Annotated in this window: 8 protein-coding genes; 2 read left to right on the top strand and 6 right to left on the bottom strand. The window is 76.0% G+C overall.

The window, feature by feature from the left end; translation table 11 throughout:
* Positions 1–11 precede the first annotated feature (11 nt).
* Positions 12–1,790, bottom strand: coding sequence for a tetratricopeptide repeat protein (locus tag ACE101_RS25710; RefSeq protein ID WP_379135815.1), 1,779 nt, complete (start codon positions 1,788–1,790; stop codon positions 12–14).
* 101 nt (positions 1,791–1,891) lie between these two features.
* Between ACE101_RS25710 and ACE101_RS25705 the strand changes: the two genes are divergently transcribed.
* Positions 1,892–3,694: a tetratricopeptide repeat protein gene (locus tag ACE101_RS25705; RefSeq protein WP_379135812.1), complete on the top strand. Its 1,803-nt coding sequence runs from the start codon at positions 1,892–1,894 to the stop codon at positions 3,692–3,694.
* On the top strand, positions 3,691–5,565 hold the full coding sequence (locus ACE101_RS25700) for an O-linked N-acetylglucosamine transferase, SPINDLY family protein (RefSeq protein WP_379135809.1): 1,875 nt from the start codon (positions 3,691–3,693) through the stop codon (positions 5,563–5,565). Before ACE101_RS25705 ends, ACE101_RS25700 begins: the two co-directional genes overlap by 4 nt.
* 191 nt (positions 5,566–5,756) lie before the next feature.
* Here ACE101_RS25700 and ACE101_RS25695 read toward each other — a convergent pair whose 3' ends face one another.
* From ACE101_RS25695 to ACE101_RS25675, 5 genes are all read right to left on the bottom strand, one after another.
* Positions 5,757–7,739 (bottom strand): tetratricopeptide repeat protein, encoded by a 1,983-nt coding sequence (locus tag ACE101_RS25695; protein ID WP_379135807.1) that lies wholly within the window; start codon positions 7,737–7,739, stop codon positions 5,757–5,759.
* Between the two features lie 110 nt (positions 7,740–7,849).
* On the bottom strand, positions 7,850–9,016 hold the full coding sequence (locus ACE101_RS25690) for a glycosyltransferase family 4 protein (protein WP_379135804.1): 1,167 nt from the start codon (positions 9,014–9,016) through the stop codon (positions 7,850–7,852).
* Positions 9,017–9,026: 10 nt separating this feature from the next.
* A complete protein-coding gene (locus ACE101_RS25685; protein WP_379135801.1) occupies positions 9,027–9,560 on the bottom strand; it encodes a D-glycero-alpha-D-manno-heptose-1,7-bisphosphate 7-phosphatase in 534 nt (177 codons plus the stop codon).
* A 33-nt stretch (positions 9,561–9,593) separates the two neighbouring features.
* Positions 9,594–10,196, bottom strand: coding sequence for an SIS domain-containing protein (locus tag ACE101_RS25680; RefSeq protein ID WP_379135799.1), 603 nt, complete (start codon positions 10,194–10,196; stop codon positions 9,594–9,596).
* Positions 10,197–10,324: 128 nt separating this feature from the next.
* Positions 10,325–13,807, bottom strand: coding sequence for an O-linked N-acetylglucosamine transferase family protein (locus tag ACE101_RS25675; RefSeq protein WP_379135796.1), 3,483 nt, complete (start codon positions 13,805–13,807; stop codon positions 10,325–10,327).
* Positions 13,808–13,888 lie beyond the last annotated feature (81 nt).

Here is a 13,888-nt window from a genome sequence, read left to right as displayed (position 1 = left end):
GGGAGCGCGCGTCACGGCGGGGATCGGGATGCCTGCCCGACCAGGGCGCGGGCCGCGAGCAGGCCGGCCAGCGCCGCGCGCACGCGCTCCATCACGCCGCCCCAGTCGCCCCGCCGCTCCTGGCGGAACAGGCGCATGGTCGGGTACCAGGGCGTCCGGTCGCCGCGGGTCCGCCAGCGCCAGTCGCAGGCGAAGGGCAGAACCGTCCAGGTCGGGCAGCCGAGCGCGCCCGCGAGATGGGCGGGGCCGGTGCAGGAACTGATCACGAGGTCGAGCCCGCGCATCGCCGCGGCGGTGTCGGCGAAATCCGCAAGGTCCGGCCCGAGATCGACGAGGCGCGCGGCGGCTTCCGGGCAGGCGGCGAGCTGGGCGTGGCCCGGCCCCTTCTGCAGGGCGAGGAAGCTCACGCCCGGCACGTCGAGGAGGGGCCGGAAGGCCGCGAGGCCCGGCGAGCGCGCCCGGTCGCCCCGGAAGGTCGGGTTGCCGGCCCAGACCAGCCCGACCCGCAGGCCCGGATGGCCCGCCAGGCGGCCGGCCCACGCCGCCCGGGGCCCGGGCTCCGCGACGAGATAGGGATGCGGGCCCGGCGGATCCTCCCCGGCGAGGCCCATGAGGTGGGGCAGGCTCATCAGCGCGGCGTGCGCGTCGTGCGGCGGGACCGGATCGCCGTTGCGGATCACCGCGGCGAGGCCCGGCAGCCCGGCGAGGACCCGGGCGAGATGGCCGTTGCAGGCCAGGATGACCCGGGCGCCTCGGGCGGCGAGCAGGCCGGCGTAGCGGGCGAATTGCAGCGTGTCGCCCGCGCCCTGCTCCTCGTGGACGAGAAGCGTCAGCCCCGCCGGGTCGCCGCCGGCCCAGCGCGGCGAGGCGAAGGTCGGCGAGGCGCCGAAATCGGCCATGCGGCTGCGCCACTCGTAGGCCGCGTAGCCCTCCGCGTCGCGGCCCTCGATCAGCAGGTTGAAGCCGAGGGTGGTGTGCGCCTCGGCCAGCCCGGGCTCGATCCGGATCGCCCGGCGCGCCGCGGCGACGGCCTGACGCGGGCGCATCCCGTGCTGGGCGCCGAGCGCGAGGTTCAGCCAGGACGCCGCATCCGCCGGCCGCAGCGCCAGCGCCCGGTGCAGGCAGCGCCCGGCCCCGTCGTGGTCGCCGCGATCCTGCAGCGCGATCCCGAGATTGTTGAGGAGGCCCGGCTCCTCCGGGTCGATGCCGAGGCCGTTCCGATAGGCGGCCTCCGCCTCGGCATCCCGCCCGAGCCGCCGGAGGGCGACGCCGAGATTTCCGTAGGCGGCGGCCAGCACCGGGTTCATCCCCAGGAGCGTCATCAGGACCTCGACGGCCTCGTCCGCCCGCTCCGCCAGGATGAGGTGGCGCGCCAGCGCGAGCCGGGCTTCGGTGCCGAGCGGGTCGAGTTCGGTCAGCCGCGCGAGGGCGGTGGCCGCCTCCGCGTGGCGGCCGCCGTCGCCGAGGATGTTCGCGAGCGTGTTCCAGGCCTGCGGCGTGCGGGGGGCGAGGCGCAGGGCCGCGACGGCCTCCGCCTCGGCCTCGGCGAGGCGGCCGGCCATGCGCAGGGCAGCGGCGTGGGAGAGGCGGAAGGCGCAGACGCGCGGCGCGAGGCGGGCTGCGCGGGCGACGCGGATCGCGGCCTCCGCCGGCCGGCCGGCCTGCAGCAGGCACACGCCCCAGAGATGGAGCGCCTCCGCCCGGTCCGGCGCGGCGGCGAGGACGGCGCGGCAGCCCCGCTCGGCCTCGGCGAGGCGGCCGGCGGCCAGATCGGCGATGATCGCGTCCATCGGGGCCGGGACTCCGCTAGCCTAGATGGGGTCCGCGCTTTATCAGATACCGCCTCGCCGTCCAGGCGAGCCCGCGCAGCACGGACACGATCGTCGGCAGGATGGAGAACGCGTTCGAGACCGCGCTCGGGCTCTACCGCGCGGGCCGGGGCGCGGAGGCGGTGGCCATGCTGCGCGCTCTGGCCGACCATCGTCCCGGCGAGCCCGCCGTCCTGAACCTGCTGGGCGTCTGCCTGCACGCGGCCGGGCAGACGGACGAGGCCGGAACGGCCCTGCGCGCGGCCCTGGCTCTGGCTCCCGACCATGCGGAAGCGCTCCTGAACCTCGCCGCGCTCCGGAATGGCGCCGGGCGCCGAAGCGCCGCGGCGGCCTGCCTGCGCCGCCTCCTGGTGCTGGATCCCGGCCTCCGGGACGGTTTGAGGCTCCTCGGCGCGACGCTCTCCGAGATGGGCGACCTCGACGGGGCCGAGGCGGTTCTGCGCCGGGTGGCGCGGCTCGTCCCGGACGGGATCGAGGAGCGCTTCAACCTCGCGGCGACCCTCTGCCAGACCGGCGCGCCGGACCGGGCGATCCGGGCCCTTCGGCAAGCGATCGCCCTGCGGCCCGAGGGCGCCTTCGCCTACGGGCTGCTCGGGGCCTGCTGCTTACGGGCCGGGGATCTCGACGCGGCGGAGGCGGCCTACGCGCGCGCCCTGCGCCTCGACCCGGCGGCGGCCGATGCGCGCCACGGCCGCGTGCGCGTCGCGCGCTACCGGGCGACCGCGCGGGCTGCCCGTTCGGGCGCCGGGCCGGACGGGCTCGCCCTGCGCGGCGCCTTCGCGACGGCGAGCGGCTACAGCCACATGGCACGGCGCCTGATCGAGGCCCTGAGACGGCGGCGCATCCCCCTGGAGATCCTGGGCCTCCTCGCCGACGAGCGCTGGCCGTTCGAGCCCCTCGACCGGCCGGTGCGGGCGCGCGCGCTGCTCAACGTGCTGATCCCGATGGCGGTGGAGCGGGTGCCGGGCCTGCCGACGGTCACCTTCACGATGTTCGAGGGCCATCCCATCCCGCCGAGCTGGCTCGTGCACAGCCGCAGCAGCGACGTCGTCGTCGTGCCGACGCGCGCCTCCCGCCGGGCCTGGATCGCGCGCGGCTTCCCGGAGGCGCGGCTTCGCCTCTGCCCGCTCGGGATCGACCCCGAATCGGGGGACGGCGCGCCCCTGCACCTGACGCTGCCGGACGGGCGTCCCGTCGCGGAGATCCCCTACCGCTTCCTCAACGTCTCGGACTTCATCCCGCGCAAGAACGTCGACGGGCTGCTGCGGGTCTGGCTGCGGGCCACCGACCGCCGGGACCCGGCCTGCCTGATCCTCAAGCTCGCCATCGGCGGCCGGCCGCACGGCCGGACCGAACTCGCCGACCTCGTGCGCCGCGGCGAGGCGGCGACGGGCCGGCGCCTCGCGCAGGCCGCGCCGATCCTGCTGGTCGACGCGGTTCTGGACGAGGCCCGGATGAACGGCCTCTACCGGGCGGCGACCCACTACTGGAGCCTGTCGCATGGGGAAGGCTGGGACCTCCCGATGGCGACCGCGGGGGCGCTCGGCCTCGGGCTGATCGCGCCGCGCCACACCGCCTACCTCGATTACCTGCACGACGGCATCGCCCATCTGATCCCGGCCGGCACCGCGCCGGCCACGCGCCCCTACGAGGACGAGCCCTGGGCGCCCTTCCACGGCCTGGACTGGTGGCAGCCGGACGAGGAGGCGGCGGTCGCGGCCCTTCAGGCCGTGATCCGGAAGGGGGCGGCGCTTCCCTCGGCCGCGGACCACCTGCGGCGGCACTTCACCTGGGACCAGTCGGCCGCGACCCTGCTGACGATCCTGGGCGGGCTCGGCCTCGCCCCGCGGCCGGAGGGCGCATGAGCGCCGTCGAGGCGCGGTTCGGGGCCGCCTGCCGCGACCACGAGGCCGGCCGCGCCGGGGCGGCCGAGACCGGCTACGGCGCGGTCCTCGCCGCCGCGCCGGGCCATCCGGGTGCGGCGGGCAACCTGGCTTCGCTCCTCTGCGCAGCGGGTCGTGCGGCCGACGCCATCGCCGTGCTGACGCGTGCCCTGCGCGCGGCGCCGGAGGCGGCGGGCCTGCGCGCCAGCCTCGCGGCCCTGGTCGCCGAGTCCTCGGGGCCGGACCGCGCCCGCCCGCTCGCGGAGGGCGCGCTCGCCCTCCAGCCGGACCTTCCCGAGGCCTGGTTCCACCTCGGCAACCTGCTGCGCAGCCACGGCGAGCGGGCGGGCGCCGAGCGCGCCTACCGCCGGGCCACGCGGGCCCGGCCCGATTTCGCCGGGGCCTGGAGCAATCTCGGCGACATGCGGGCCGAGGCCGGGGCCCTGGCGGAGGCGGTCGCCTGCTACCGCACCGCCCTCGGCCACCGGCCCGATCTGCCGCAGCCCCGGGTCAATCTCGGCGAGGCGCTGAAGGCGCAGGGGCTGGCGCGGGAGGCCGCCATCCTGCTCCAGGACGGGCTGGCGCTGCATCCGGACCTCCCGCTGCTGCACGCGAACCTGCTGCTGACCCTGCACTACCTGCCCGCGGTCCCGCCTCCGGTCCTGGCCCGCGCGCACGCGCACTGGAACCGCCGCCACGCCGCAGGATTCCGGCCCGACCTGCCCGTCTACGCCCATGCGCGCGACCCGGCGCGCCGGCTGCGGATCGGCTACGTCTCGCCGGATCTCTGCACCCATGCCTGCGCCTCCTTCATCCTGCCGCTGTTCGGCGCGCACGACCGGCGCGCGGTGGAGGTGGTGGCCTATGCCCTCTCCGAGCGGCGGGACGCGGTGACGGAGCGCCTGGAGCGCCGGGTCGACCTGTGGCGCCCGCTCTCCGGCCACGACGACGCGGAGGCCGCCGCGCTGATCCGCGCCGACCGCGTCGACATCCTCGTCGATCTCGCGGGCCACACGGCGGGCGCACGCCCCCTGATCTTCGCCCGCACCCCGGCGCCGGTGCAGGTCGCCTGGCTCGGCTATCCCGACACCACCGGCATGCCGGCCATCGGCCACCGCCTCACCGACGCATGGGCCGATCCGCCGGGCCCGAGCGACGGCTGGCACAGCGAGCGGCTGGTGCGGCTGCCCGGCGGCTTCCTGTGCTTCGAGCCGCTGGCCGAGGCGGAGCCGGGGCCGGCCCGGGGCCCGGAGGAGCCCCCGACCTTCGGCTCCTTCAACAACCTCGCCAAGCTGACGCCGCAGGTCGTCGCCCTGTGGGGCCGCCTCCTCCGGGCGGTCCCGGGCTCGCGGCTCGTCCTGAAGAGCGGCGCCCTCGCCGATTCCTGGACCCGGGAGCGGTACCGCACCCTGTTCGCCCGCGCGGGCGTGGGAGCGGAGCGCCTGATCCTCGCGGGCCATGTCGCGGCGATGAACGAGCACCTGCGCGCCTACCACCGGGTCGACGTCGCCCTCGATCCCTTCCCGTACAACGGGACCACCACGACCTGCGAGGCGCTCTGGATGGGCGTGCCGGTGGTGACGCTCGCCGGAACGCATCACGTCGCCCGGGTCGGCGTCAGCCTGCTGAACGCCTGCGGCCTGCCCGACCTCGTGGCCGAGACGGAGGACGCCTATCTGGACATCGCCGCCGCACTCGCGGCCGATCCGGCGCGGCGGGCGACGCTCCGCACGGAGCTGCGCAGGCGGATGCTGGCCGCGCCGCTCGGCGACCCGGCCCGCTTCGCCCGGACCGTGGAAGCGGCCTACCGCGCGCTGTGGCAGGACTGGCTGGCGACGGCCGACCCGGCCTGATACGGTTTCCGGAAGATCACTTTCGGAAACCGTATCACGAGCCCGCGCGGCGCCTGAGCGAGGCCGGTTTCCGCATCGCGAAGCGATCATCCGGAAACCGTATGATACGCAATCCGCTTGATCGAAGCGGATTGCGTATCAGCAAGCCCGCGCGGCGCTTGAGCGAAGCCGATTTCCGCATTGCGAAGCAATCAACCGGAAATCGTATGAGACGGGGGCTGCCCCGCGATCTCCGCCAGCGCCGCCGCGACCCGCGCGACGACGCCGGCCCAGCCGCCCGGCTCGGTCTGCCGGAACAGGCGCATCGTCGGGTACCAGGGCGAGTCGTCGCGGTCCTGGAGCCAGCGCCAGCAGCCGTCGTAGCGGGAGAGCACCCAGACCGGCTTGCCGAGCGCTCCCGCCAGATGCGCCACCGAGGTGTCGACGGTGATCACGAGGTCGAGGCGCAGGATCAGGGCGGCACTGTCGGCGAAGTCGCGCACCGCCCCCATCGGATCGTGGAGCGCGAGGCCCGGCGGCGGGTCGGCGAGCTGCGCGGCGGGCGCGCCCATCTGGAGGTTGACGAGGCGCAGGTTCGGCACCCGGGCGAGGGGTGCGAAATCGGCCAGGGTCATGCTGCGGCGCCGGTCGGTGAGATGGGCGCTGATCAGGCCGGGGCGGGGATCGCCCGACCAGACGAGGCCGACGCGCAGCCCCCCGCCCGGCAGCGGCACGGAGAGCCAGCGCGCCACCGCCTCGGCCGGCGGGAACAGGTAGGGCATCCGGGCCGGCACGCTCTCCAGCGTGGTGCCGAACAGGCGCGGCAGGCTCAGCAGCGGGCAGTGGAAATCGGGCCGCGGGAAGGCCTCGCTCGTCCCGTAGACCGCGGCGACCCCCGGCATCCCGGCGACCAGCCGCTTGAGGGACGGCTGCACGAGCAGGACCACCCGCGCGCCGCGCTCGGCCACCAGGGGGGCGTAGCGCACGAAGTGCAGGGTGTCGCCCTGGCCCTGCTCGGCGTGCAGCGCGATGGTCCGGCCTTCGAGGGGCTCGCCCCGCCAGGGCCGGAGATCCGCTCTCACCCTGGGAAGCTGCCCGGTCTCCCAGCGCGCCTCATAGAGGTCCCAGGCCTCCCGCAGCCGCCCGCCCTTCAGGAGGGCGAGCGACAGGTTGAAGCGGGCGTCGGGATGCTGCGGCTCGGCATCGAGCACGCCGCGGAACAGGGTCTCGGCCCGTTTCAGGTCGCCGAGGTCGAGATGGACGATGCCGAGGTTGTTGCGGGCCGACAGGTGCCCGGGCCGCAGCCGCAGGGCGCGCCGGCACAGGGTCTCGGCCTCGCGGAAATCCGCCGCCCCCTGCGCATGCGAGCGCAGGATATGGCCGAGATTGGCGTAAGGGTCGGGGTGGTCCGGCCGCAGGGCGATGGCGTTGCGGCAGCCGCGCAGGGCCGCCGCGCCGTCGTTGAGGCCCCAGCGGGCGCTGGCGAGGTTGTTCCACGCCTCGGGCTGGTCCGGCGCGAGGCGCAGGGCGCGGGCATAGGCCCCTGCCGCCAGCGCCTGGTCCTTCCGCAGGGAGGCCGCGATGCCGAGCTTGACGTAGGCCTCCGGGCCCCCCGGCTCGAGGATGATCGCCGCGCGGGCGGCCCGCTCCGCCTCGCCGCCGCGGCCGGCCAGCAGGTGGGCGGTCGCCACCGCGACCAGGGCGGGGGCGGCCGGCCGCAGGCGGCAGAACCGGCCGAGCCAGCGCGCCGCCCCGCCCGGGCCGGCCGGCTGCTTCAGGAGATTGGCGAGCGCCTCCGGATAATCGGGCCGCAGGGCCAGCGCCTGCCGGTAGCGGGCGAGCGCCGCCTCCGGCCGCCCGAGGGCGCGCAGGGCCTCGCCGAGGCTGTTGCGGTAGATCGCCTGGGTCCCGTCGACCGCCGTGGCGCGGGCGATCCAGCCGAGGGCGCGCCCCGCGGCGCCGGCCTGGAGCACGACGACGCCGTGCAGGTGGAGCGCGTCCGCATTGGCCGGGTCGAGGGCGAGGACGCGGCGGTAGATCGCGTCCGCCCCGGCCCGGCCGGCCCTGTGCAGGGCGGTGGCCCGGGCGAGCAGCGGCGCCGGATCCATCACGGCGACGGAGAGGCCGAGTCCGTCGCCCGTCCCCCGCTCCTCCGTGATCCGGGCGGTCGCCGCCATCGCCACACCTTCGCTCACGGCTCTCCCACCCCCGCCATCGCCGGCCCCCGCCATCGAGGCTTCTGGACGGCTTCTCCGGTCCGCGCAACGCGGGCCGGCGCGACACGTCCCGTGCCCGGTCCGGCCGGTCAATCCGCCGCCTCCGTGAAGGCCCGGGCGAAGTCCGCCCAGCTCCGCTCGGCGCGCACGAAGGCCCGGCCGCTCGCCCCGAGGTCCCGGGCGGCGGCGCGGTCCTGATAGAGGGCCTCCAGATGCGCGAGCGCCTCCTCGACGCTGGATTCGCCCCAGCCGATGCGCCGCCCCTCCGGGTCGGGCACCGGATCCTGGCGGAGGAGCGGCAGGCAGGTGCCCTCCCGGATCAGGTCGAGATGGCCCGTATTGGCCGAGAGGATCGTCGGCACGCCGCAGGCCATCGCCTCCATGGCCACGAGGTTGGTCGCGCCCTCGCAGCGGTTGGGGAAGAGCGCGGCGTGGCACTCCGCGAACAGGCCCGCGAGCCGGTCGCGGGGGAGGAAGCCGAGATCGACCACGCTGCCGGGCGCGGCGCCGTTCGCCACGGCCCATCCCTCCAGATCGAGCCGGCCCTCCGCCACGCCGACCGGAACGGGGGCGTGGCGCGACTCGGCCATGCCGCGGGCCGTGTGCGGCCATGGATTGATCCAGGCGGTGACGAGAAGCGCCTCGGGATGACGCCGGTGGAAGCGGGTGAAGGCCGCGAGGGCGATGTCCTGCCCCTTGCGGAATTCCAGCTTCCCGCCGGAGAAGATCACGAAGCGGTCGCCGAAGGCGCGGCGCGGCGCGACCGGCTCCAGCTCGCCCGGATCCACCCCCTGGAAGACGCAGGCCACGTCCGCCAGGCCGCGCTCGCGCAGCAGGCGGCGATTGTAGGTCGAATGCACCACGATCCGGTCGAACCGGCGCGCCCGCTCGATCGCGTCCGCGTCGAGGCCAGTATCCTCGAAGGCGATGACCCCGATGTTGCGCTCGCCCTGGTAGAGCCGGCTCGGCTCGTCCCAGACCATGCCGTTGCTCAGCGCGTGCAGCATCACGGTGCCGCCCAGCCGCAGGGGCCGCCCATCCCGGGCGGCGGAGATCGCGCCGATCCGTCGGCAGCTCTCCATCAGGGGCTCGATCCGGGCGCGGTTATGCGGGCGCAGGCTTTCGAGCGCCGGCTCGCGGAGGAGCAGCGGGGGCCGCCCCGCGTCGAGCAGGTGCAGGCAGGTATGCGTGCCCACGAGTCCCCAGCCGTGCAGCTCCGAGAGCTGCCAGGACAGGGCGAATGTCGGCGAAGCCAAGCTGTCCTCCTCAGGGCGCGGACCGGGCGGCGAGGATGCCCGCGTCGTGCATGAAGTCGAGCAGGTTGCCGCCCGGGAAGAGATGGCTGCGCAGCCCCGCCGCGCGGCCGGCCGTCAGGTCGGTCTCCCGGTCGCCGACGAGGTGGCTGCGCGCGACGTCGACCGGCCAGGCGCGGATCAGGTCGAGCAGCATGCCGGGCGCGGGCTTGCGCCACGGATGGGCCTGCCGGTAGCGGGCGAGCGGAGCCTCTGGATGGTAGGGACAGGTGCGCACGTCGTCGAGCCGGGCTCCGGCGGCGGCGAGTTCGGCCGCCACGTGGCGGTGCAGCGCCGCCACGTCCGCCTCCGTGTAGAGGCCGCGCGCCACGCCCGACTGGTTGGTGACGAGGAAGACGCGGTAGCCGGCCGCGTTGCAGGCGGCCACCGCCTCGCGGGCGCCCGCAATCCAGACGAAGCGCTCGGGCGTGCCGACATAGCCGAGATCGTGGTTGAGCACGCCGTCGCGGTCGAGGAAGACCGCCGGGCGCGGGACCGCGCAATCCATGTCAGACCTCCACCATCTCAAACCTGCGCCATCTCAGGCCTCCGGGCGCGGGAACAGGCGCTCCTCGACGAGCCCGCACAGGATGTGGGCGGCGGCGATGTGCACCTGCTGGATCAGCGGCGTCCGGTCCGTGGGCGCGTGCAGCACGAGGTCGGCCCGCTCCGGCATGGCGCCGCCGCCCCGTCCCGTGAAGGCGAGGACGACGAGGCCCCCGGCGCGGGCCGCCTCCATCGCCCGCAGCACGCTCGGCGAGCGGCCGGAGGTGGAGAGCGCGAGCAGCACGTCGCCCGCCCGCCCGAGGGCGCGGACCTGACGGGCGAAGACCGCCTCGTAGCCGTAATCGTTGCCGATGGCGGTGAGCACGGAGGTGTCGGTGGTCAGCGCGAGCGCCGCAGCCGGCGCCCGGTCGTAGTTCAGGCGCGAGAGCAGCTCCCCGGCGATGTGCTGCGCGTCCGCCGCGCTGCCGCCGTTGCCGAGCGCCAGGAGCTTGCCGCCCGAGGCGAGCGCCCCCGCCACCCGGTCCGCCGCGCGCGTCAGGGCGTCGAGGAAGGCCGGGTCGTCGATCGCCCGCTGGAGCACGTCGCGGGACTCCTCCAGGTAGGCGATCGCCGCCGCGTGATGTCCGGACATGCTCATCGGGTCTTCGGATCCGCTTCCGTCATAGGGTTTCCGGCTTATCGCGTCGCGATGCGAAAACCGGCTTCGCTCAAGCGCCGCGCGGGCCGGAGGTGCGGTTTCCGGAGGTCATCGTCCGGACACTCGCATCAAACGGCCGGCTCCACGCAGAACGCCTCCGGCGGCAATCCCGCCGCGTGGCGCCGCCACATCCGGCGCCACGCGCTCTCCAGGTGGCGGACGAAGCGCGGCGTGTCGAAGAGCGGACAGGTGCCGCGCCCCTCCGCCAGCCGCCGCCGAAGGCCGGCGAGCCGCTCCGGCTCCGCGGCGAGGCAGGAGGCGAGCTCCTCGTAGGCGTCGGGGGAGGCGGCGACAAGCTCCGGCAGGCCGGCCGCCCGCAGCAGGCTCGCGGCGACGCGGGCGGCGAAGCCCTCGCCGAGGCAGGTCACGACCGGAACCCCGGCCCAGAGGGCGTCCGAGGTCGTGGTGTGGCCGGTATAGGGGAAGCTGTCGAGGCACAGATCCGCCGCGCCGATGCGGGCCAGATGCTCGGCCTGCGGCAGGGGCGCGGCCCAGACCAGGCGCTCCGGCGCGATGCCGGAAGCGGCGGCCCGCGCCCGCATCCGCGCGAAGCAGGCGGCGTCCGGCGCGGTGAGCCAGAGCTGCGCGCCGGGCCGCCGCCCGAGCAGGCGCATCCAGCGGGCGAAGAGCGCCGGACCGATCTTGTGGGGCGCGTTCAGGGCGGCGAACACGAAGGCGTCCTCCGCCAGCCCGAGCGCCCTGCGCGCGGGGGGCGCGGCGGCGCGGGGCCGCCGACGATCGTTCGGCTGGTAGGTGTCGGGCAGGCGCACCAGCCGCTCGTCGAAGAAGGCTTGGTGCTCGGGCGGCGTGACCACGGGATCGCCGATCAGATAATCGACCGCCGCGCCGCCGAGCGTGCTGGGATAGCCGAGCCAGTGCACCTGCAGCGGCGCGAGGCGCCGCCGCCAGAGCCGGTGCCGGCCGTGCTCGGTGGGGCCCTTGAGATCGACCAGGATATCGATCCCGTCGGCGCGGATCCGCTCGGCGAGCGCGGCGTCCGGAAGGCCGGCGACCTCGTGGAAGCGGTCGAAGGCCGCCCGGAGCCGCCGGCGCATCGGGCCGCCGTCGTCCGGCCGCGTGGCGTAGCCGACCGCGCGGAAGCCCGCCCGGTCGTGGAGCTCGAACACCTCGGCGGCCAGATAGGCGGTGGCGTGCTCGTGGAAATCGGCCGACACGTAGCCGACCGTGAGGGGCCGCTCCGGATCCTCCGGCCGGTCGGGCGGCCCCCAGGCGGGAACCGGGCCGAGCATCGTCCGCCGGAAGGCCCGGGCCGAGCGGAGCTGCCGGGCCGGATCGTCGTCGATCAGCAGGTTGACCAGGGGCAGGACGACGCCGTCCGCCGCCGCGACCGCCCGCAGGCGCGCCGTGATCGCCTCGTCCGCCTCCCAGTCGCCGGACGCGCGGCTCGAGAACAGCCCTGCGCTGAGGATGTCGCCCCGGTCCGGATCGAGGCGGGCGGCGCGCCGGTAGGCCCGGGCGGCGCCCGCGCCGTCCCCCGCCCCGCGCCGCGTATGGCCGAGCTCGTGCCAGGCCTCGACCGACTCGGGCGCCCACACGACGGCCGCCTCGTGGACGCTCCGGGCCGCGGCGGCGCGGCCCTCCGCCCGCAGCGCCGCGCCGAGCAGGATGCGGGCCCGCACGTCCTCGGGCCGCAGGGCGACGGCCCGGTCGAGGTCGGAAGCCGCCCGGTCGCCGGCCGCCAGGCGGGCGGCGCCCCGGATCAGCCAGGCCTCGCCGTGCTCCGGATCGAGCGTCACCGCCCGGTTCAGAAGGCGCAGGCCTTCCCTCTCATCGCCCTGCTCGCAGAGCAGCCGGCCGAGATTGACGCAGGCATCCGCGATGCCCGGATCGAGGGAGAGCGCGTCCCGGAACAAAGCCGCGGCCGGTTCCGGCCGCCCGGCGGCGGCGGCGATCGCGCCGAGGAGCAGCCGAATGTCCGCACGCTCCGGCGTCGCGGCGAGGGCGTCGCGGCCCAGGGTCTCCGCCCGGTCGAGCCGGCCGTCCAGATAGGCCTGCAGCGCCGTCTCCATCATCCGGGATGCGTCCCGGACGCGAGGCGGGAGCGTCGCGGTGCCGCCCGCGCCTGCCCCATCCCGGACGAGGGCGGCGACCGCGGCCGCGACCCGGGCCATCGCGCCGGCCCAGTCCCCCGGGCGCGGGCAGCGGAACAGGCGGTGGCCCGGATACCAGGGCGTCCGCTCGGGATCCTCCATCCAGCGCCAGTCGCCCATCCAGGGCAGGACCAGGAAGACCGGCCGGCCGAGCGCCCCCGCGACGTGGGCCACGGAGGAATCGCAGCAGACCATCAGGTCGAGATTGGCCGCGAGCGCGGCCACGTCGGCAAAGCCGTCCGCGTCCCCGTCCGGATCCGCGTCGGCCTGGGCGATCCCGAGCCGGGCCCCGTGTTCGGCCAGCTCGTCCAGCCCCTCGACGCGCTGGAGGCTGTGCAGGGAGACGCCCGGCAGGGCGGCCAGCGGCGCGAAAGCCGCGAGAGGGATCGCCCGGAGGGCGCCGCTCGCGCGCCAGTGGATGCCGATGCGCAGGCCCCGACGCGGCAGGCGGCGGGCCCAGGCCGCGGCGCGCGCCGCCTCCGGCGCGAGATAGGGCAGAGCGGCCGGGATCGTCTCCCGGCGCGTGCCGCAGAGATAGGGCAGGCTCATCAGGCTCTGATGGCAGTCGAAGGGCGGCAGGTCCTCGCCCTCGGCGACGAGCCTGTCGATGCCGGGCGCGCTCGCGAGCAGGCCCCGGAGGGGGGCTTGGCACAGAAAGACCGTGCGGGCGCCCATCGCCTTCAGGAGCGGCAGGTAGCGGACGAACTGCACGCTGTCGCCGAGGCCCTGCTCGAAATGCACCAGGATGGTCCGGCCGGTGAGCGGCTCGCCGCGCCAGAGGGGAACCGGCCCGAAATCCGGGCGCCAGCGCCAGACCGGCTGGAGCAGGCGCGCCTCGTAGTGCCGGAAACCCTCCGCGAGCCGCCCCGCGGCCAGCAGGCAGATGCCGAGATTCTTGGCGTGGTGCGGGTCGGCGGGATCGGCCGCGACGGCGCGCCGGTACCAGGTTTCCGCCGGCCCGAGGCGGCGGCGCGCCATATGGGCCGCCCCGAGATTGTTGGCGGCCCCGGCCGCGCCGGGAGCGTCGATCAGGGCGAGGCGGAGAGCGGCCTCGGCCGCCGCGGGCTCGCCACCGGCGACCATCAGCGTTCCGAGGAGGAGAGCGGCGCCCGGATAGTCGGTGCGCAGGCGCAGCAGCCGGCGCAGCAGGCCGATCGCCTCCGGCGCGCGGGGACCGCGGGCGAGCAGGTCGGCGAGGTGGAAGAGCGCATCCGGCTGCTCGGGGTCGCGTCCGAGCACGGCCGTCAGGGCCTCGACCGCCTCCTCGGTCCGGCCCGCACGCGCCGCGGCGAGACCGAGCACGAGCAGGGCGTCCCGGCGACCCGGCGCCCCGGCCAGGGCCGCCCGAAGGCTCGCGATCCCCGCCTCGACGCGCCCGGCCCCGAGATGATCGATCCCCTCCGAGATCAGGCGCCCGACGGATCCATCGACCGCGTCCACAGCCGTCCCTGTCGCCAAAACAGCACACCCCCCGGCACAACCCATGGATGACCGAAACGCCCCCCTTCCCAGTCTCGCCGC

Origin of the sequence: Methylobacterium carpenticola, from assembly GCF_042748905.1 — a bacterium.
In the GTDB taxonomy this organism is placed as follows: Bacteria; Pseudomonadota; Alphaproteobacteria; order Rhizobiales; family Beijerinckiaceae; genus Methylobacterium; species Methylobacterium carpenticola.
This window is presented reverse-complemented; position numbering and strand designations above follow the sequence as displayed.